The 17,689-nt window shown below is 63.1% G+C and carries 21 protein-coding genes and 1 tRNA gene; 10 read left to right on the forward strand and 12 right to left on the reverse strand.

What is annotated here, in order from left to right; translation table 11 throughout:
* Positions 1-31 precede the first annotated feature (31 nt).
* Positions 32-104: transfer RNA gene (locus HMPREF2932_RS02010), tRNA-Thr, on the reverse strand.
* A 186-nt stretch (positions 105-290) separates the two neighbouring features.
* Here HMPREF2932_RS02010 and HMPREF2932_RS02015 point away from each other — a divergent pair.
* From HMPREF2932_RS02015 to otsB, 5 genes are read left to right on the forward strand one after another with little or no spacing between them, the layout of a single operon-like run.
* Entirely contained in the window at positions 291-1,967 is a 1,677-nt protein-coding gene (locus HMPREF2932_RS02015; protein ID WP_046649278.1) for a threonine/serine exporter ThrE, read from the forward strand.
* 50 nt (positions 1,968-2,017) lie between these two features.
* Positions 2,018-2,365 (forward strand): hypothetical protein, encoded by a 348-nt coding sequence (locus HMPREF2932_RS02020; protein WP_046649277.1) that lies wholly within the window; start codon positions 2,018-2,020, stop codon positions 2,363-2,365.
* Positions 2,366-2,367: 2 nt separating this feature from the next.
* Positions 2,368-3,789, forward strand: a complete 1,422-nt coding sequence (locus HMPREF2932_RS02025; RefSeq protein WP_071409481.1) for an alpha,alpha-trehalose-phosphate synthase (UDP-forming) — start codon at positions 2,368-2,370, stop codon at positions 3,787-3,789.
* Positions 3,786-4,298, forward strand: coding sequence for a hypothetical protein (locus HMPREF2932_RS02030; RefSeq protein WP_070511065.1), 513 nt, complete (start codon positions 3,786-3,788; stop codon positions 4,296-4,298). Before HMPREF2932_RS02025 ends, HMPREF2932_RS02030 begins: the two co-directional genes overlap by 4 nt.
* 30 nt (positions 4,299-4,328) lie before the next feature.
* Positions 4,329-5,072, forward strand: coding sequence for a trehalose-phosphatase (gene otsB / locus HMPREF2932_RS02035; RefSeq protein ID WP_070511068.1), 744 nt, complete (start codon positions 4,329-4,331; stop codon positions 5,070-5,072).
* Here the strand turns inward: otsB and HMPREF2932_RS02040 are convergent.
* Positions 5,069-6,154, reverse strand: coding sequence for a LacI family DNA-binding transcriptional regulator (locus HMPREF2932_RS02040; RefSeq protein WP_070511070.1), 1,086 nt, complete (start codon positions 6,152-6,154; stop codon positions 5,069-5,071). The genes otsB and HMPREF2932_RS02040 overlap by 4 nt on opposite strands.
* Before the next feature lie 71 nt (positions 6,155-6,225).
* Here HMPREF2932_RS02040 and HMPREF2932_RS02045 point away from each other — a divergent pair, with 71 nt between their 5' ends.
* The 4 genes from HMPREF2932_RS02045 to HMPREF2932_RS02060 are packed head-to-tail and all read left to right on the forward strand — an operon-like array spanning position 6,226 to position 9,817.
* Positions 6,226-7,326 (forward strand): metal ABC transporter solute-binding protein, Zn/Mn family, encoded by a 1,101-nt coding sequence (locus HMPREF2932_RS02045; RefSeq protein ID WP_071409482.1) that lies wholly within the window; start codon positions 6,226-6,228, stop codon positions 7,324-7,326.
* The gene (locus tag HMPREF2932_RS02050) at positions 7,327-8,028 is read left to right on the forward strand and encodes a metal ABC transporter ATP-binding protein (RefSeq protein ID WP_071409483.1); all 702 of its coding nucleotides are present in this window, start codon (positions 7,327-7,329) and stop codon (positions 8,026-8,028) included.
* On the forward strand, positions 8,006-8,968 hold the full coding sequence (locus HMPREF2932_RS02055) for a metal ABC transporter permease (protein ID WP_175973284.1): 963 nt from the start codon (positions 8,006-8,008) through the stop codon (positions 8,966-8,968). The genes HMPREF2932_RS02050 and HMPREF2932_RS02055 overlap by 23 nt, the downstream gene beginning before the upstream one ends.
* A gap of 9 nt (positions 8,969-8,977) precedes the next feature.
* Positions 8,978-9,817, forward strand: a complete 840-nt coding sequence (locus HMPREF2932_RS02060) for a CE1 family esterase (protein WP_049154736.1) — start codon at positions 8,978-8,980, stop codon at positions 9,815-9,817.
* Between the two features lie 33 nt (positions 9,818-9,850).
* Here HMPREF2932_RS02060 and HMPREF2932_RS12970 read toward each other — a convergent pair whose 3' ends face one another.
* The 8 genes from HMPREF2932_RS12970 to HMPREF2932_RS02095 form a co-directional block, all read right to left on the reverse strand.
* Positions 9,851-10,132: an ATP-binding cassette domain-containing protein gene (locus tag HMPREF2932_RS12970; RefSeq protein ID WP_080975062.1), complete on the reverse strand. Its 282-nt coding sequence runs from the start codon at positions 10,130-10,132 to the stop codon at positions 9,851-9,853.
* A 305-nt stretch (positions 10,133-10,437) separates the two neighbouring features.
* Positions 10,438-11,088 (reverse strand): AAA family ATPase, encoded by a 651-nt coding sequence (locus HMPREF2932_RS02065; RefSeq protein ID WP_010188886.1) that lies wholly within the window; start codon positions 11,086-11,088, stop codon positions 10,438-10,440.
* Positions 11,085-11,819, reverse strand: a complete 735-nt coding sequence (locus HMPREF2932_RS02070; RefSeq protein ID WP_010188884.1) for an AAA family ATPase — start codon at positions 11,817-11,819, stop codon at positions 11,085-11,087. The genes HMPREF2932_RS02065 and HMPREF2932_RS02070 overlap by 4 nt, the downstream gene beginning before the upstream one ends.
* A gap of 18 nt (positions 11,820-11,837) precedes the next feature.
* Positions 11,838-12,788 carry a 23S rRNA (guanosine(2251)-2'-O)-methyltransferase RlmB gene (gene rlmB, locus HMPREF2932_RS02075; RefSeq protein ID WP_070445974.1) on the reverse strand — a complete coding sequence of 317 codons (951 nt, stop codon included), beginning with the start codon at positions 12,786-12,788 and terminating at the stop codon, positions 11,838-11,840.
* A 59-nt stretch (positions 12,789-12,847) separates the two neighbouring features.
* Positions 12,848-14,269, reverse strand: a complete 1,422-nt coding sequence (gene cysS / locus HMPREF2932_RS02080) for a cysteine--tRNA ligase (RefSeq protein WP_071409484.1) — start codon at positions 14,267-14,269, stop codon at positions 12,848-12,850.
* A gap of 47 nt (positions 14,270-14,316) precedes the next feature.
* On the reverse strand, positions 14,317-14,799 hold the full coding sequence (gene ispF, locus HMPREF2932_RS02085) for a 2-C-methyl-D-erythritol 2,4-cyclodiphosphate synthase (protein WP_071409485.1): 483 nt from the start codon (positions 14,797-14,799) through the stop codon (positions 14,317-14,319).
* The gene (ispD, locus tag HMPREF2932_RS02090) at positions 14,792-15,544 is read right to left on the reverse strand and encodes a 2-C-methyl-D-erythritol 4-phosphate cytidylyltransferase (RefSeq protein WP_071409486.1); all 753 of its coding nucleotides are present in this window, start codon (positions 15,542-15,544) and stop codon (positions 14,792-14,794) included. Before ispD ends, ispF begins: the two co-directional genes overlap by 8 nt.
* Positions 15,516-16,100, reverse strand: a complete 585-nt coding sequence (locus HMPREF2932_RS02095) for a CarD family transcriptional regulator (protein ID WP_046649265.1) — start codon at positions 16,098-16,100, stop codon at positions 15,516-15,518. Before HMPREF2932_RS02095 ends, ispD begins: the two co-directional genes overlap by 29 nt.
* Positions 16,101-16,388: 288 nt before the next feature.
* Here HMPREF2932_RS02095 and HMPREF2932_RS02100 point away from each other — a divergent pair, with 288 nt between their 5' ends.
* Positions 16,389-16,964 (forward strand): hypothetical protein, encoded by a 576-nt coding sequence (locus HMPREF2932_RS02100; protein ID WP_070511090.1) that lies wholly within the window; start codon positions 16,389-16,391, stop codon positions 16,962-16,964.
* Between the two features lie 123 nt (positions 16,965-17,087).
* Here HMPREF2932_RS02100 and HMPREF2932_RS02105 read toward each other — a convergent pair whose 3' ends face one another.
* Positions 17,088-17,321 (reverse strand): hypothetical protein, encoded by a 234-nt coding sequence (locus HMPREF2932_RS02105; protein ID WP_046647225.1) that lies wholly within the window; start codon positions 17,319-17,321, stop codon positions 17,088-17,090.
* A gap of 43 nt (positions 17,322-17,364) precedes the next feature.
* The gene (locus tag HMPREF2932_RS02110; protein WP_049154730.1) at positions 17,365-17,574 is read right to left on the reverse strand and encodes a hypothetical protein; all 210 of its coding nucleotides are present in this window, start codon (positions 17,572-17,574) and stop codon (positions 17,365-17,367) included.
* Positions 17,575-17,689 lie beyond the last annotated feature (115 nt).

The following is a 17,689-nucleotide window of genomic DNA, read 5'->3' on the forward strand; positions in this document are numbered from 1 at the left end:
GAGAGAAAGGGCCTTGAAAAAGGCCCTTTTGAGCTGGAGACGAGACTTGAACTCGCAACCTACGCATTACAAGTGCGTTGCGCTACCAATTGCGCCACTCCAGCACCGCGGCTCATCCGCTATGGGGAATCGTACCTGAGCCCACCCCATGGACGGAAAGCCAGGGTGGTTGCACTGCGAAAAAGCGGCCGTCAGGGGCCCGAAAAGCACTGGCAGGTGCATAAATCCGCGGCAGTTACTAAAGTGCTGACTTACCGAACCCAGAAGTGTTGTTGAGGTCTTTCTTTTCCGTGTCTGTTCTTTCTTCCTTGCGCCAGCGCCTGCTATACCGGTCGGCTCCGGTCGCCACCATCGACGCCGCTAAGGCCGCACCGCCGCCCTCCCCGCTCGCCCCTGTTGATCTCACCGATCCGGCCCAGGTCACCGGCGTCATGGAGATCGCCGCGCGCGTCGGCGAAATCCTGATTGCAGCGGGCTCAGCCAATACCGACGTGCAGGCACAGATTCACCTCGTCGCATCCTCCTATGGCCTGCACTACTGCCACGTGTCGATCCTGATGAACACCATCACTATCCACACCGCCATCGGCACAGGGCCGGATCGGCACAACCTCCACGTCTTCCGCGTGGCGCCGAGCATCGCCGTGGATTTCACCAAACTATCCGCCGTTGACAGGCTCATCCGCTCCATCCATTCCGGTGCTACGCCACCGGCAATGGCGGAGAAGATCTTGGATGACATCGATGCGATGAAGAACCCCTATTCCAAGACCACCATCGTCAGCGCGTGGGGTGCCATGGGTGGATTCATCGCCGTGATGCTGGGCGGTGACCTTCTCGTCGGTGTTGTCACCTTCCTCATTTCGGCACTCATCATGGGCACGAATATGTTCCTCGCCGGCTACCGGCTGCCGCCGTTCTATCAGAACCTTGTCGGCGGCCTGCTTGCCGTCATTCCCGCGGCCATCCTCTACAACGTTTTCGCGCGATTTGGCATCCAGATGCTACCCTCCCAAATCATCGGTTCCGGCATCGTCGTGCTGGTGGCGGGACTAACGCTCGTACAGTGCCTCGTGGACGGCATCACCCGCGCACCCGTGACCTCGTCCGCGAAGTTCTTTGAGGCTCTCATGTCCACCGGCGCCATCATCGCCGGCGTGGGCCTGGGTATCCAGGTGGCGTCGTGGTTGGGCTTTAGCCTTCCCCCACTAGCCACGCTCGCCCCGCCCGTCTATCACCAAATCCCACTGCTCGTACTGTGCGGCGGCATCGGCTCCGCCGCCTTTGCGCTGGCGCTGGGAGCCTCCTGGTCCGAGGTCACCATCTCCGGTCTCACGGCCGCCGCCGGTATGGTGTTCTACTACTTCCTCGTCGTCTTCTTGGGCGTCGGGGCCGTCATTGCCTCGGGCATTTCTGCCGCAGCGGTGGGCTTGGCCGGCGGCCTACTCTCCCGTCGCTACATGATGCCGCCACTCATCACTATGATCGTGGGCTATACGCCCATGCTTCCAGGCCTGACGTTGTACCGCGGCATGTACGCCATGCTCAACGAGCAGCTCATCACCGGCCTGACCAACCTGGCCAGCGCCCTCGCCATCGCCGGTGCACTTGCCGCCGGCGTCGTCTTCGGCGAGCGAGTCGCCCGCCGCCTGCGCCGCCCGCAGTACTTCCGCCCCTACACCGCCTTCAAGCGCCTGGGCACGTTCTCCTTCGCGCGCGCCACCCGCCTGGCGCAGCGCGCCCGCATTCCCCGCGTACCCCTGTCTCCCTTCGCCCCGCGCCACAATCTGCCGGCCCCGCCGCCGCAATATGGGCCCAAACCACCGACGCCCGCACAGCAGGCGCGCTTCCAGCAGGGCGATGCCATCACGGACATGTGGCCCGTTACCACGCAATTTCCGGCGCAGCGCCCCACCTACACGGTGCCCGGCAAAGATGACCCGAGCGCCCCAACGAAGTCGCAATAGCGTAGAATAGCCGGTCTGAAAGCTTTCATACTTCATCCCAGGAGGACTCCGTGCCACCAAAGGTCACAGATACCCAGCCCGCGGCTGACCAGACTCACGCAGTAGAGGAGGAGACCGCCCGCTCCGCGCGCCGCGTTGTCGCCACCTATGCGGAGGATTTCCTCGACGGCGTGACCCTCATGTCGATGCTGGGCGTCGAGCCAGAAGGCTTGGTCCACCGCAAGGTGCTGGCCGAGCAAGCCGATGCTGCCCCCAAGAAGAGCAGCAAGAAGGCCACGAAGAAGGCTTCTAAGAAATCCACGAAGAAGACGACTAAGAAGGCCACGAAGAAAGCCACCAAGAAGACAACTAAGAAGGCCACGAAGAAGGCAACTAAAAAGGCCGCAAAGAAGGCCTAGCTATGTCCGGGCGCACCAATAGCTTCGTCGTCGTAGCCAATCGCCTGCCAGTGGACCTCGAGACCGCCGCCGATGGCACCCGCGAGTGGAAGGCCTCCCCCGGCGGCCTCGTCACCGCGCTCTCCCCGGTCTTGGAAGAACACCAGGGCTGCTGGGTGGGGTGGCCGGGCGTAGCCGACGAAGCTCCCGAGCCCTTCACCACGGATAACGGTGTCCTCCTTCACCCGGTGCGCCTGACACAGGAGGATTTTGAGGCCTTCTATGAGGGCTTTTCCAACGCCACCCTGTGGCCGCTCTACCACGACCTCATCGTCACCCCCGTCTACAACCGCGACTGGTGGGATGCCTACCGCGAGGTCAACCTGCGTTTTGCCAACGAGGTAGCAGCCGTCGCCGCAGAGAATGCCACGGTGTGGGTGCAGGACTATCAGCTCCAGCTCGTCCCCGGCATCCTGCGCCAGCTACGCCCCGACCTCACCATTGGATTCTTCCTGCACATTCCCTTCCCGTCCCCGGATCTCTTCCGCCAGTTGCCGTGGCGTGAGGAGTTGGTGCGGGGGCTTCTCGACGCCAACCTGATCGGCTTCCACCTCGAATCCAACGCCCGCAATTTCTTGGAGCTGGCCCGCACCCAAGGGCTGGACGTAGAAGGGGAGGTCAGCACCCGCGCGGTCACCGCTCGCATCGTGACCGGTAGCGGGCATTCTGTCGGGGTAGGCGCTTTCCCCATTTCCATTGCGGCGGGTGAATTCGCTGACGGAGGCGATGCGGGGGACGTCGCCCAGCTGCGTGCTGAGTTGGGTAACCCCAAGCACGTCATTTTGGGTGTGGACCGTCTGGATTACACAAAGGGGATCCTGCAGCGCCTCACCGGTCTCGAGGAGCTCCTCGAGACCGGTGCGCTGGACCCACACGAGGTAACCTTCGTCCAGCTGGCTACTCCTTCGCGCGAACGCATCGACCATTACCGCGCCACGCGTTCAAAGGTGGAGGAGGCCGTGGGCCGCATCAATGGCCGCTTTGGGCGCCTCGGCGCGCCGGTGGTGCATTACCAGCACAGTTCCGTACCGAAGGACGTCCTGCGGCGTTATTACCGGCTCGCGGACATCATGCTGGTCACGCCGTTTAAGGACGGTATGAACCTAGTGGCCAAGGAATACGTGGCCTCCCACGGCGATGGGACAGGAGCGCTCGTGCTCTCCGAGTTTGCGGGCGCGGCAGCAGAGCTTACCCAAGCCAACCTGTGCAATCCCTTCGACATCGAATCCATCAAACGTGCGCTGCTCTCCGCGGTCAAGGCACTGGAGGAATCCCCCGAGACCATGCGCGAGCGCATGATTGCTATGAACGAGCAGGTGCGCCGGCACGATATCGCGCTGTGGTCGCAGTCCTTCCTCGGCGCACTGAACCAGGAGGAAGCATGATGCGGCGCCGGCTCACCGCTGTGCTCAGTACTGTGCTGCTTGCGCTTGGCCTAGCTGGATGCAGCTCCGCTGAGGAGGAACCTGCCCCGCGCGGCGATGACCGCATCGTGGGCAAGGATTGGCAGGTCATCAACCTCTACACCTCACCGGACGCTCCTTCCTCCCTCCCTGCCGATACCGCGCAGGTGCCGCACATGAGTTTCGGTGAGCACACTGCGGTGGGCTCAACTGGCTGCGTACCGTTTACCGCTGAGGTGTCCTTCCACAAGGATGACAAAACCTCCACGATCTGGGAGGGCGACGTCATGCGGGTGGAGAAAGCCACCTATGAAAGCCCACCGCGAAGCGGCGACTGCGAGGGCTCGATGCAATGGGCTGATTCGCTGATGCGCAACCTCATCGCCGAAGGCCATGAGTTCGACTTCGCGCTCAACCCCAACAACCAACTCGTGTTGACGCTGCGCACCGACAAGGTGGATTCACCGATTATCCGCATGGCCGCGCTATAGCTCCGAAGTTTCAGCGCTAGGGTGGGGAGCATGATTGATGCTCTCGCCGCCGCCGAACATTTAGCGGTTGTTTCCGACTTCGATGGCACCTTGGCCGGCTTCGCGCGCAACGCCTACGCAGTGCGCCCCGAGCAGCGCTCGCTGGATGCTCTCGCTGCCTTGGCGCAACTACCTAACACCACCGCGGCAGTGCTCTCTGGGCGCCACCTCGATGGCCTGATGCGAGTATGCCCGCTGCGCGAGCCGGTGCTTTTTGGTGGCTCGCATGGGGCCGAATCCTCGTGGGAAGAATCCGCGCTCACCCCGGAGATGGAAGCCTACTTGGCCAAGAAGGAAGCGGAAATCAAGGAGATTATCGCCCGCCACCCCGGCGCGGAGCTGGAGATCAAACCTTTCCAGCGGGTGCTGCACCTGCGGGCGCTGGAGTTGCAAGACCCGGACGCCGCCGCTGCTGCTTATGCGGAAGGCGAGGCCTTAAGCGCCGATGGTTTCCCCAAGACTGCGGGCAAGTGCGTCGTCGAGTTCTCCGCAACGCAGGCCACGAAGGGCACGTGGATTGACAAGCTTCGTCACCGCGTCGGGGCCACAGCGGTGGTCTTTTTAGGGGATGACACCACCGACGAAGACGGCTTCGCCGCGCTCAATCAGCCGCCGGACCTCGGTGTCAAGGTTGGTGAGGGCGCAACGCAGGCGGCGCTGCGCGTGCCCGATATCGCGGCGGTGACAGAGTTCCTCGAAGAACTCGCCGCCGCTCGCGCGCAGCACAGCTCTTAAGCCCCGACCGGCGCCACGGTGCGCCCCGGGCGGAAGGTGGTCTCCAACAACACGCGCGGCACCTCGCCGCGCCCCTCGATGAGGCTGGCCAGCATGCGCCCCGCCGCCGCCCCCTTTTCCTTGTTCGGCTGCACGACGGTGCTCAGGCCCAGCGCCAGGGCCGGCGCGATGCCATCGAAGCCGGTGACGGAGAGCTGCTCGGGAACCGCGATTCCATGATCGCGCGCATAAGCCATAACCCCGAGCGCCATCGAATCCGTCGTGCACAACACCGCGGTGAGATCCGGGTACTTAGTCAGCAGCTCCTCCGCGGCCGCGTAAGCCGTACGCGAATCGTTGATGTGTCGCGTCACCACGGGGATGTCTGCAGGATCGAGTCCCGCGTCTGCAAAAACATCGAGCGCACCCAATACACGTGAGCGCTGCACGTGCATGTCCGCCGCGGCCAGTTGTGCGGCCGTCACTTCGCCGTCGAGGCGTTCGCGGTGTAGTCGGATGGCAAGGATACCGATGCGGGTATGGGAGGCGTCGACAAGTGCCTGCGCCGCCGGGGCAATCGCGGCGCGGTCATCGATGCCCACGAAGGGCAGGCCCGAATCCGTGGGTTGGTCACACACCACCACCGGCAGGCCACGGCGCTGCACGGCGTCGAGGTAAGCATCACCCGCCGCCACGGAATAGACCACGAAACCGTCGACGGCAGCCGAACCTACGAGCTGCGCTGCCTGGGCGTCGTTGGGCGCGCCGGCGGTATCCGGCCCGGCAGGGATGAGAGTCAACGTCGTGCTCGCCCCCGCCGAGGCCTCCGCCATGCCGGCGAGGAAGTCCACAGAAGCCATGTCCTCGAAGGCATAGGAAAGGTGCTCGGTGAGCAGAACACCCAGTGAACCTTGGCGGCGCGTGCGCAAGCTGCGTGCGGTGGGATCCGGGCCTGTGTATCCACGCTCAGCCGCGGCGGCGAGGATGCGCTCGCGGGTGGCAGGCGCCAGCTGGTCCGGCCGGTTGTACGCGTTGGACACCGTGGTGGGCGAAACCCCAAGTTCGGCCGCTAGGGAGGCCAGCGTCGTGCTGCGTTTGGACATGACGGCAACATTACCCTTTTTCAACTCATTATCATTTGACAACAATTTTCACTAAACGTAGAAATAGGGGCATGACCACTTCCCTCTCACGCCGTGCTTTCCGACGTCCCACCGCTCTCCTCTTCGCAGCCACCCTGGGCGCCGCTTCGCTCACCGCCTGTTCTTCCAGCGGCGATAACGCCGATGGCGGCTCGGATGCCGGTTCCGACAAGGAGACCATTCAGGTCGTCGCCTCGACCTCCATCTGGGCTGATGTGGCCCAGGCGGTCGTCAACACCGCGCAGACCGACGTGAACATCGACGTTCACCCCATCGTGAGCGGCAACAGCGTGGATCCACACCACTTCGAGCCCACCGCCGCGGACATCGCCCGCGCCAACGAGGCTGACGTCATCATCGCCGGTGGCGGCGGTTACGACGCCTGGCTTTACCAGGCCGTCAAGAACCAGGACCAGATCATTCACGCGCTCCCGCTTACCGCTCACGATCATGGTGGCCATGACCATGACGAGCATGATCATGAAGAAGGGCACGACCATGCGCACGACCATGACGAGCGTGCGCATGACCATGCGCACGAACACGGGCATGACCATGACCACGCTCACGAAGGCGACACCGTGACCATGGACGAGGCCAAGAAGATCGCCGCCGAGCACCCCGAGCAGGTCACCAACATCGATGGCAACGAGCACGTGTGGTACGACGCCGCAGCCATCGAGAAGGTGGCGACCGAAGTGGCCGAGCTCGTTAACGAGACCAACCCGGAGGCCAAGGCCACCGCCGATCCCCTGGTCGAGCGCGTGGAGGGCCTGAAGTCACGCATCGAGAAGCTCCCGCAGCGCAACTACGCGCAGACCGAGCCCATCGCGGACTACATCTTCAAGTACACCGACAGCACCGACGCCACCCCGGAGGGCTACCGCAAGGCCACCGTCGCTGAGGGCGAGCCCACCGCCGCCGATTTGGCCCGCTTCCTTGAGGACATCAAGCAGGACAAGATCGACCTGCTCATCTTTAACCCACAGACCGAAACCGACATGACCAAGCGCATCCGCGCCGCCGCCGAGGATAAGAACATCCCGGTGGTAGAGATTGGTGAAACCCCGCCGGAGGAGACCAACTTCCTCGACTACTACGAAGAAGTCGTCAACGCACTCGAGGCTGTGTAAGTGCTCATCTCTTTTAAGAACGCCGCAGTAGAACCGCTGTGGTCGGACATGAACCTCGCCGTAGACCGCGGCGAGTTCATCGCCGTTTTAGGCCCCAACGGCGTGGGCAAGTCCACGCTGCTGGGAACAATCTTGGGTACCCGCCAGCTCACCGCTGGCAGCGTGAACGTCAACTGCCGCGTGGGTTTTATCCCACAGCAAAGAATGTTTCCCCAAGACCTGCCCCTGCGCGCCCGGGACCTCGTATCGCTCTCCCTGGCACACGGCACCCTGCGCAATCGACGCCCTGCTCGGGGCCGCGTCGACGATCTCCTCGCCGAAGTTGGCGCCACCGGCATTGCCAACCGCCGCGTGGGCCAGCTCTCCGGCGGGCAGCAACAGCTCATCCGCCAAGCCCAGGCCCTAGCCAACGACCCAGAGCTCATCCTCGCGGACGAGCCACTGTTGTCTTTGGATCCAGCGCGGCAGCAGGCGACCGTCGAGAAGCTCAATGCGTGGCGCCACGAGCGCAGCACCTCTGTGTTTTTTGTTACCCACGGCATCAACCCGGTGCTGGGCGTGGTGGATAAGGTGCTCTACCTCGCGCCCAATGGTCACATGTTCGGCACGGTCGATGAGGTCATGCGCTCCGAAGTGCTCTCGGAGCTCTATGGCTCCTCCGTGACCGTCCTCAACCTCGATGGGAGGCTCATCGTTGTCTAAGTTCATCGAGGACACCCAGTACCTGCTGGGTGTTGATTTCGTCCAGTCCTCGCTCATCGCCTGCGCGCTGCTGGGAATCCTTTCCGGAGTGATGACCTCACTCATTGTCCTACGCCAAATGTCCTTCTCCGTGCACGCTACCTCGGAGCTCGCGCTTATGGGCGCGGCCGCCGCTTTGCTGTTCGGCCTCAACATCGGCTTCGGCGCGATTGCCGGCGCCATCGTCGCGGCCATCATCCTGGCGGTGCTGGGGCTCAAGGGACAACAGGACAGCGCTATTGGCGTGGTCATGAGTTTCGGCCTGGGACTCTCGGTTTTGTTCCTGCACCTCTACCCCGGCAACGCCAAAACCGCGATGACGCTACTGACAGGACAAATTGTCGGTGTCTCCTCCGCGTCGGTGTGGCTGCTCGCCGCGACGACCGCCATCATCGTTGCCGTGGTGGCTCTGTTCTGGCGCCCGCTGCTCTTCGCTTCCGCGGATCCCGTCATGGCTCAAGCCGCCGGCGTGCCGGTGAAGTCTCTGGCGGTGTGTTTCGCCATCCTCGTGGGCCTGACGGCCGCACAGTCCGTACAAATCGTCGGTTCCCTGCTCGTCATGGCGCTGCTCATCACCCCGGGCGCAGCGGCGGTACAGATTACCTCCTCCCCGCTGCGCGCGGTGGTGTGGTCCACCATCTTCGCGGAGGTCTCCGCCGTGGGCGGCCTGGTCCTCTCCCTGGCGCCGGGCCTGCCCGTCTCGGTCTTCGTCACGAGCATCTCTTTTGTTATTTACCTGGTCTGCCGCGGCATCGGCTGGGCTCGCAGCCGCAAGGCCGTCCGCGACGACGTCGCCGCCCGCCGCGCCTCCCAGGAACACTTCCGCGCCGCCACCGATCGCGCCGACGCCGAGACACACCACACCTCGACGCACGATGAGCACTGCGCGCATCAGGATTAGGCTAGATGCGTGACTTTGGAACGCCGTAGCCTCGAATTACAAGACCGCACCCGCACGTACCTCGTATACCGCCCGAATGATGACGTCGATCGCCAGAGAGACCTCCTCCTGTTCTTCCACGGCTCCCTGCAATCCGCGAACGTCATCCGCCGCTTCACTAACGGCACGTTCGATGACCTCGCCACCCGCCACGGCATGCTTGCGGTCTACCCCACCGGCGTGGAACAGCACTTTAACGATGCCCGCGCCACCCTGCCCGTCGCCGCGCGCGAGCTGGGCATCGATGACGTCGCCTTCACGCGCGCCATCCTCGACGAGCTGCGCGCGGAGCAGGAGATTAGCCGCGTGTTCCTCTGCGGCTTCTCCAACGGCGGGCAGATGGTTATCCGCTTGCTCTTCGACGCCCCCGGGCTTGCCGATGCCGCCTGCATCTTCGCCTCCACTCTCGGCGCCGGCGCCAACCATGCGCCCACCAATCCGGACTCGGCGTACCAACCCACCCCGGTCATGTTCGTCCACGGCACGGGCGACCGGCTCGCGCCCTATACGGGCGGAACGGCGGGCATTGACCCGAAGCGCACCCGCGGTGCCGTCACCGGCGCGCAGGAGAACGCCGCACGCTTCGCGGAGCTCAACCATGCCGCCGGCCCAGAGCGCACCCACCTTTTCCCCGACACCGTTGTCGACCGCTGGGAGCCGGCAGACGCCACCGGCGCGCCGGTCGAGCTCGTGAGCGTCGAGGGCATGGGCCACGTCATCCCGTCGGGCAACGAGCTGGACCCACGCCTGGGTAAAAACACGGATTCCTTCATCGCTGCCGAGCTCGTGGAGGAATTCTTCGGGCTCTAGACTGCACGTGCGCCCCATCGTGTCTCACTCCACTCAGCCCCAACCTCGGGTCGAGGCCGTTCGTAGGTGAGCGTCGAGAAGCAATAATTGTGGATTACCGACCAGTGCTTTGGCGATTCCTAGACGCTGTTTCATACCGAGCGAAGCATGCTCGCAGGAAACACTGTGGTGCAATGAAAGGCCTACAAGGGATAAAAGATCCTTCAGTTCATCATTCAGTGAACCTTGTTGTAGTGGTCGGCAATGTCGTTGACGATCGCGTAGAGGTCGCGTTCCATCGCGTAGGTTTTCTTTTCTCGAGTACTGACTAATCACACTTGCGACCCGTTGTTATCTAGAGAATTATTACGTCCCAGCGTGATGTTGCACACGTCTGTGCATGTATCTACTCTCGATGTCACGGTTTGCTGGCGAAGATTCTTCAAGTTACCCGCAGCTGAATCTGTACAAGGTGAAAACGGCAGGCAAAGGACCGAGTTGTCCTCGTCTCTAAACCGTGGAACCCCAATCCTCCAGAACCTTGTATTCGGCACACGCACGCAATCTGAATGTTCAAGATGTGAAGTACTGGCCAGCAACCAAGAAGTAAAGATCGCCATCCAGCTTTCTCGGCCCTGAATCTAGCATCCGGAGGCGTAGAGAAACTCACGCAACGACTGAAACGCCAGCGTCTGTGTCACGTCGCGCAGCTCAAGGAAGAACCCATCTTCTGTAATTTCAACAATCCGCGCACCGGGGATGGCTGCCACAATCGGCGAGTGCGTCACCACGATGAACTGCGCACCCGCCTCCGCGGCGCGATGGATTTCCGCCATGAGCGTCATCTGCCGCACGAGCGAAAGCCCAGATTCCGGCTCGTCGAGGATGTAGAGCCCGCGCCCATCAAAGGAACGCTGCACGACGTCCATGACGGACTCGCCATGCGACATCGCGGTCGAACCAACGTTGTAGTGCGCCTCCGCTCGCAGGAAGTAGCCGTCCTTGGGCGCGGTACCTAGCCGCAGGCTCGCCCACCTCCGGAGGGGATTGATGGGACCGGCGGAGCGCTGCACACCCCATATCCCACCGCGCTCAGGAAAGCCGTACTCGAAGGCAATGCCCTCGGCGAGCGTCGACTTTCCTACCCCGTTGTCCCCGGTCAGCACGGTCACCGGCGCACGCAGGTCCAGTCCTTGGCGTCGCAGCGCCACGAAACCAGGAACGGAGGACACCCACTCAGGTCCGTGGCCGCCGTCCAGCGCGGCATAGGCGTCGACATAGAAGTCTCTCATTCGCCCTCCCCAATAAGAAACGCGGCGGTCCCCAATGGATCGGCAAGGAACTCGCGCGCGGCGTGGACAGCTTCCGTCGCTTCGGGAGCGACGGGCGCAATCCCCTTGTCGCCGAACGCGTAGACGGTCGCGCCTTGCATGCTGAGGAAGACTGGCGAGTGCGTCGCGAGGATGACCTGCGCGCCCTGGGCGGCGAGGCGCTCGAGCTGCGTGACAACCTCGACCTGCCGGGGATAGGACAAGCCGTCTTCCGGCTCGTCGAGAATGATCATTCCGTCAGAATGGAAGCGTCTCTCGACGAGGGCGAGCAGACCCTGGCCGTGGCTGAGAAACGGCAGGTCACTGAGCGGATCGGGATTCTCCGGGCTGTGGATCTGGTGGTGATACTCGCTCAAGTTGAGGAAGGTCTCGCCGCGCAAGAAGTACACGTCGCGCGGGTTGTGCGCCCGCGAGCAGATGAGCCACTCGGGATAGTCCTCGTCGCCGGTGGCAAACCGGGCGTGGCGCGAGCCGCCCTCGGGATTGACGCCAAGCCCCACGGCGATGGCCTCGAGCAGCGTGGATTTTCCGGCGCCGTTATCCCCCACGACGACAGTCACGGGCGTAGGCAAACGCAGGGCGCCGCCCGGCAGCGCTGCGATGAGCACGCCCAGGCGGCGCATGTGTTCCGGCACGCCGGGCAGTCCCTCCCCAATAAGCTCCGGGGCGGGACGCACACTCGTGAGGAACATGGCGACGAAAGCGTGAGCCTACTTCTGGGCCGCGCGACGCTGGCGGGCGAACTCGGAAAGCACCGCACCTGCCGCCACGGAGGCGTTGAGGGATTCAACCCAGTCGGTCATGGGGATGGACATGATAGCATCGCAGTTCTCGCGGACGAGGCGCGAAATGCCTTTGCCCTCAGAGCCGATGACGATGACAACGGGGTCGGTGCCACCGTTGTAAGTATCGAGGGTGTGCTCGCCTCCGGCATCCAGGCCAACAACCTGATAGCCGGCCTTCTGGAAGTCCTGAACCGTGCGGGTCACGTTGGTCACGCGAGCCACCGGCAGGCGCGCAGCAGTGCCGGCAGAGGTACGCCAAGCCACCGCGGTGACGGAGGCGGAGCGGCGCTCTGGGATGATAACGCCGTGGCCGCCGAAGGCCGCGACGGAGCGGATGACTGCGCCGAGATTGCGCGGGTCGGTGATGTTATCGAGGATGACGAACATACCCGGTTCCTGAGCATCGCGGGCCCGATCCATCAGGTCATGAACGTCGGCATACTTGTACGGCGGGATCTGCAGGCCAATGCCCTGGTGCATGCCGTTGCCGGTCATGCGATCCATCTCGTGACGCTGGACCTCAAGAATCGGGATGTTGCGGGTATTGCACATGGCCACTGCCTCCGACAGGCGGGCATCATTACGCGTGCCCTGCACGATGTAGAGGGAGGTAGCAGGCACCTTGGCGTGCAGGCACTCGATGACCGGGTTGCGGCCAACGACCATCTCCGCGGTCTCCTTCTGGTGGCGGCCCGAATTGCGGCGCTCGCGTTCCAGCTTCGCCTTGTGCTTGGCGTGGTAGACGCGGTCCTCCGCCTTGGGCGTAGGGCCCTTGCCGGCCAGGCCCTTGCGACGCTGACCACCAGAGCCCTTCGTAGCCCCCTTCTTATTGGACTTGCGGGCGCCCGCGCCGCCGCGGCCATGGGTACGTGCCATAATTCTTCTCCTTTGTTGTCCTCGACTTCTGTGCTGTCCTTGGCCTTTGCCAAGGACGGTTAATCCGCCAAGGACCAGGTGGGGCCGTCGGCGGTGTCGGTGATGGTAATACCCGCGGCTGCAAGGCGGTCGCGCACGGCGTCCGCAGTAGCCCAATCCTTTTCTGCGCGGGCGGTGGTGCGACGCTCCAACTCAGCTCGGACGAGGACGTCCAGTGCCGCATCAGCGCCGCTTTCTTCGCCACTATCTTTCCACTGTTCATCGAGTGGATCAAAGCCAAGAACCGCGGCCATGGCGCGCACGGCCCCCGCGAGGCGCTCGGCTTCCTCACGGTTGCCTTCACTGAGCGCCTTATTGCCCGCGCGCACCGTGGTGTGGATTTCCGCCAGCGCCTTCGGGACAGCAATGTCATCGTTCATTGCGTCCTCGAAGGCCGCGGTCCACTGGCCCTTCTCGACGCCCTCGAACTTGCCCACAAAGTCCTCAATACGACGGTAGCCCGCCGCGGCCTCGGTCAGCGCTGCCTCAGAGTATTCGAGGACCGAACGGTAGTGCGCGGAACCCAGGTAGTAGCGCAGCTCCACCGGGCGGACGATCTCCAGCATGTTGGCAATGGAGAGTACGTTGCCCAAGGACTTCGACATCTTCTCACCGGCCATGGTGACCCAGTGGTTGTGCATCCAGTAGTTGGCGAACTTATCCCCCGCCGCATGGGACTGTGCGATCTCATTTTCGTGGTGCGGGAACTGCAGGTCCAAGCCACCGCAGTGGATATCGAACTCGCCGCCTAGGTAGTAAGTCGACATGGCCGAGCACTCCAGGTGCCAGCCCGGACGGCCACGACCCCAAGGGGTGGGCCAGGACGGCTCCCCCGGCTTTGCAGCCTTCCACAGCGCGAAGTCCTGCGGGCTGCGCTTGCCAGCGTTGTCTGTTTCGCCCTGTTCCATCTCCTCGACACGGTTGCCGGACAGCGAGCCGTAGTCCGAGCCTTCCGTGGCATTCCACGCCGCGACGTCGAAGTAAACGGAACCGGATTCGTCCTCTCCCCCCGCCGTGCCGCTAGGCACGGCGTAGGCGAAGCCGGCGTCGATAAGCCGCTGCATGTATTCCACCATCTGCGTCACAAAGCCCGTCGCGCGCGGCTCCACCGAAGGGGGCAGAACGCCCAGGGTGTTGTAGGCCTTGGTGAACTCGCGCTCGTAGGTGGAGACCCACTCCCACCAGGGGCGGTTATTCTCAGCAGCCTTGGTGAGGATCTTGTCATCGATATCGGTGACGTTGCGCACGAGTGCCACGTCATAGCCTTGCGCGCTAAGCCAGCGGCGCAGGATGTCGAAGGCAACGCCGGAGCGCAGGTGGCCAATGTGCGGCTGGGACTGCGGGGTGGCGCCACACAAATAAATCGACGCGTGGCCGGGGCGAACCGGATCGAAGTCACGTTGGCTGCGGGTAGCGGTATCAAAAATGCGCAAAGTACTCACCTGGCCTAGTCTAATTGACTCGCGTACGGCGGCTAGCGCGGGACGGCTTAGGCGCGCCAGACTACGGCAGTCGCCACGGCAGCGCGGCCCTCCTTGCGGCCGGTGAAGCCAAGGTGATCCGTCGTCGTCGCAGAGACGGACACAGGGGCGCCGAGGATGTCGCTCAGCACGGATTCCGCTTCCTTACGCCGCGGGCCCATCTTGGGGCTCTGACCAACCAGTTGCGCAGCGGCGTTGCCGATAATGAAGCCTTCCTTTTCCAGCAGCTCGCGGCACTCGCGCAGCAACTGAGCACCGGAGACCCCGTCGTACTCCGGCCGGCCCACGCCAACGAAGGAGCCGAGGTCGCCGAGGTTGGAGGCGGAAAGCAGAGCGTCGACAAGCGCGTGGCTCACCACGTCCCCATCGGAGTGGCCCTCGCAGCCATCCACGTCCTCAAAGAGAAGGCCTGCAATCCAGCAGGGTTTTCCGGGCTCGATCTGATGGGCATCGGTGGCGATTCCCACGCGCGGGATGATGGGGTTAGTCACTAGGCACCTCGAAGATGGTCGGTTCGGCCTCATCCGTCACGGCCTTCGCCAGGACGAGGTCGATGGGAGTGGTGATTTTAAACGCGAAAGTATCTCCCTGCACAGTCTCCACGCGCTCACCGTGCCATTCCATCAGGCTGGCGTCGTCCGTGGCGACAAAGGCAGGGTCCTGCGCCCAATAGTCTAGGTTGGCGCGGCGCAGCGCGGCCAGGCTAAAACCCTGCGGGGTCTGCACGGCGCGCAGGCGGGAGCGATCCGGAGTAGACAGCACCGTGGTCCCCTCGACTTCTTTGATGGTATCCGCCACGGGAAGGACCGGGATAACTGCGGTGGCCCCGTCGAGCACGCGCTTGGCGACGCGCGCGATCATCCCCGGCGGCGTCAACGCCCGGGCGGCGTCGTGGACCAGCACCACGGCATCCTCTTCTGGGATGGCTTGCAGGCCCGCCCAGACGGAATCGGCGCGCTCACCCCCGCCGTGGACGATGCGTACGGGCACATCAGAATCGATGCGGTCGAGGATGCTGGCGGCATAATCCTCCATGGCGGGGCTGACGAGAACGATGACTTCATCGACAAATTCCGAGGTAATCATGGCCTTCACGGAGCGCTCAAGCAGGGTACTTCCGCGCAGCTCCACGTAGGCCTTAGGAATATCAGCGCCAAGGCGCGTTCCCTGACCGGCCGCCGCGACGAGGGCGATCACGCGGCGGGTATTAGTCTTCGTCGTCGAAGGAGAGGTCATCGAGATCGACGTCATTGTCAATGTCGGTGGTGATGGACTTGTCCTCGACCAAGCCGGCGGCGCGGTGGCGCTCGATGGTGGCGTTGATTTCCTCCATCATGGTGTCCGCCTTCTTGTCATCGACCGGCTTAGCCAGGGAAAGCTCACCGACCAGAATCTGGCGGGCCTTGGCAAGCATGCGCTTCTCGCCGGCGGACAGGCCGCGGTCCTGATCGCGGCGCCACAAGTCACGCACGACTTCTGCCACCTTGTTGATATCGCCTGATGCAAGGCGCTCCTGGTTGGCCTTATAACGGCGGGACCAGTTGCCGGCCTCCTCCACGTCTTCTTCGCGCAAGACGGAGAAGACCTTCTCGAGGCCTTCCTTGCCCACAACATCACGCACGCCCACCATCTCAACGTTCTTGGAGGGCACACGAACCACGAGGTCGGATTGGTTGATTTGGAGGACGAGATACTCGAGCTCCTCGCCGCCCATCTCGCGCGTTTCAATCGCCGTAATCTTGGCGGCGCCGTGGTGGGGGTAGACGACGACCTCTCCGACCTTAAATTCCATTGCCACTCCTTATGAAGCCTTTGAGACGGTGCCCATCGTGCGCTCTCGGCGTACTCTCAGTGGGCCGCATATACAGGGTATCTACTCTAGCACGCAGTTTTCCGGCACTGCTCCCCCACCCAAGCCCGTAGAGCAGCTCGCTTTACACCACGATGACGGCCAACATAAAGCGCGGCTACCCCCGGTTTACCCAAGAGGTTTGTCGGAAACTGTGTGCTTTTACTGCGGAGGTACTAGGCTAAAGCGTTGATAAGCTTTGTGATCGCAATTCAATGGAGGACACTCACAGTGCAGTCCCTGAAGTCCGCCGCTCGCTGCGGTGCCATCATGTCAGTTACCGCCCTCTCCGCGCTGGCCTTGGCGTCCTGCTCGGCCGGTCATGTTGCTCAGACCGCGGAAAAGGTCATTGCTGTCGACGGCGCATCCGCAAGCACCGAAGATGGCAAGGTGGCCGTACGTGACGTCACCATTCAGGTTGAGCCGGACACCGGTGAGACCTCCCTGAAGTTCGTGGCCGTCAACCAGGGCTACAAGGTCGACGACGTCGTCCTCGAGTCCGTGAGCGTCGACGGCCAGGACGTACCACTGGAAGGCGCAGAGCCGCTTCCTCGCGATCACGCCCTCTACGCTGATTCCCAGACGAACCTGGACCGTCTCCCGAAGGACGGCAAGGACAAGAACATCACCTACGTGGCCACCACCCTAGAGAACGACGGCTTCGCCTTCGGCGGCGCCCGCCCGGTGACCTTCACTTTTAACACCGGCACCATCGAGGTTGACGCCACCGTGTCCGCCTCCCCGCTGCAGTCCGGTGACTTTGACCGCGACCCGCAGTCCACCGAGGGCTACGCCGAGAACAAGTAAGCCTTTTCTTCATAGAGAACCGCCCCAGCCGCCAAAGTTTTCCCGGATCTTCGAATCACGGGCTTCAACTTTGGCAGTTGGGGCGGTGTGCGTTTAACGCTCCTCAGCGAACGCAGGAAACTCTTAAGCTCGCGAGGATGCCGTAGTCATCACAAGCAGAGAGTTAAGAATGCCCAGAGAGGACAGGGCAGCCGGGATGAGAAGAAGGTTCGGCGCCTGCGGGCCGCCGTACTTCACCATCTCATCCATAACCTGGTTGAGCGGTTCCGGGTAGGTAGCGGCGGAAGCGGCCGGGGCGCCAGCTACAGCCAGGGAGGTAGCAGCGGTCAGAGCAACGAGGGTACGACGAATCTTCATGGGGTCTCCTTGAATAGTGAGGTGTGGGGGTAAGTGAACTGGACTAGGACAGCAGGTTCGACAGGAAGCCCAAGGAGGACAGCGCCGCCGGGACGAGGATGAGGTTCTGAGCCTCATAGCCAGCGACGTTGGTGATCTCGGTCAGAACAGTGGCCAGCGGCTCGGGAGCTTGTGCGGCAGAAGCAGCCGGGGTGCCAGCGAGGGCGACGGCGGCAGCAGCGCCAGCGGCGACGAGGGTACGACGAATCTTCATGGAAATACCTACTTGTTGTGAGAAATCGGACGGGGATAAAGAGGGGGCAGGCACACACAAGATGTAACCTGGCTAACACTGTAGCGCCTCTGTGCATACCGCGCGCGATGAAAAG

This window comes from Corynebacterium sp. HMSC074H12, assembly GCF_001813755.1.
In the GTDB taxonomy this organism is placed as follows: Bacteria; Actinomycetota; Actinomycetes; order Mycobacteriales; family Mycobacteriaceae; genus Corynebacterium; species Corynebacterium hiratae.

Coding starts and splice junctions, on each gene's coding strand:
- HMPREF2932_RS02025 (WP_071409481.1), top strand. CDS start 2,368: ATGTCCGGGCGCACCAATAGCTTCGTCGTCGTAGCCAATCGCCTGCCA.
- HMPREF2932_RS02030 (WP_070511065.1), top strand. CDS start 3,786: ATGATGCGGCGCCGGCTCACCGCTGTGCTCAGTACTGTGCTGCTTGCG.
- otsB (WP_070511068.1), top strand. CDS start 4,329: ATGATTGATGCTCTCGCCGCCGCCGAACATTTAGCGGTTGTTTCCGAC.
- HMPREF2932_RS02040 (WP_070511070.1), bottom strand. CDS start 6,154: ATGTCCAAACGCAGCACGACGCTGGCCTCCCTAGCGGCCGAACTTGGG.
- HMPREF2932_RS02045 (WP_071409482.1), top strand. CDS start 6,226: ATGACCACTTCCCTCTCACGCCGTGCTTTCCGACGTCCCACCGCTCTC.
- HMPREF2932_RS02055 (WP_175973284.1), top strand. CDS start 8,006: ATGGGAGGCTCATCGTTGTCTAAGTTCATCGAGGACACCCAGTACCTG.
- HMPREF2932_RS02065 (WP_010188886.1), bottom strand. CDS start 11,088: ATGAGAGACTTCTATGTCGACGCCTATGCCGCGCTGGACGGCGGCCAC.
- HMPREF2932_RS02070 (WP_010188884.1), bottom strand. CDS start 11,819: ATGTTCCTCACGAGTGTGCGTCCCGCCCCGGAGCTTATTGGGGAGGGA.
- rlmB (WP_070445974.1), bottom strand. CDS start 12,788: ATGGCACGTACCCATGGCCGCGGCGGCGCGGGCGCCCGCAAGTCCAAT.
- ispD (WP_071409486.1), bottom strand. CDS start 15,544: ATGACCTCTCCTTCGACGACGAAGACTAATACCCGCCGCGTGATCGCC.
- HMPREF2932_RS02095 (WP_046649265.1), bottom strand. CDS start 16,100: ATGGAATTTAAGGTCGGAGAGGTCGTCGTCTACCCCCACCACGGCGCC.
- HMPREF2932_RS02105 (WP_046647225.1), bottom strand. CDS start 17,321: ATGAAGATTCGTCGTACCCTCGTTGCTCTGACCGCTGCTACCTCCCTG.
- HMPREF2932_RS02110 (WP_049154730.1), bottom strand. CDS start 17,574: ATGAAGATTCGTCGTACCCTCGTCGCCGCTGGCGCTGCTGCCGCCGTC.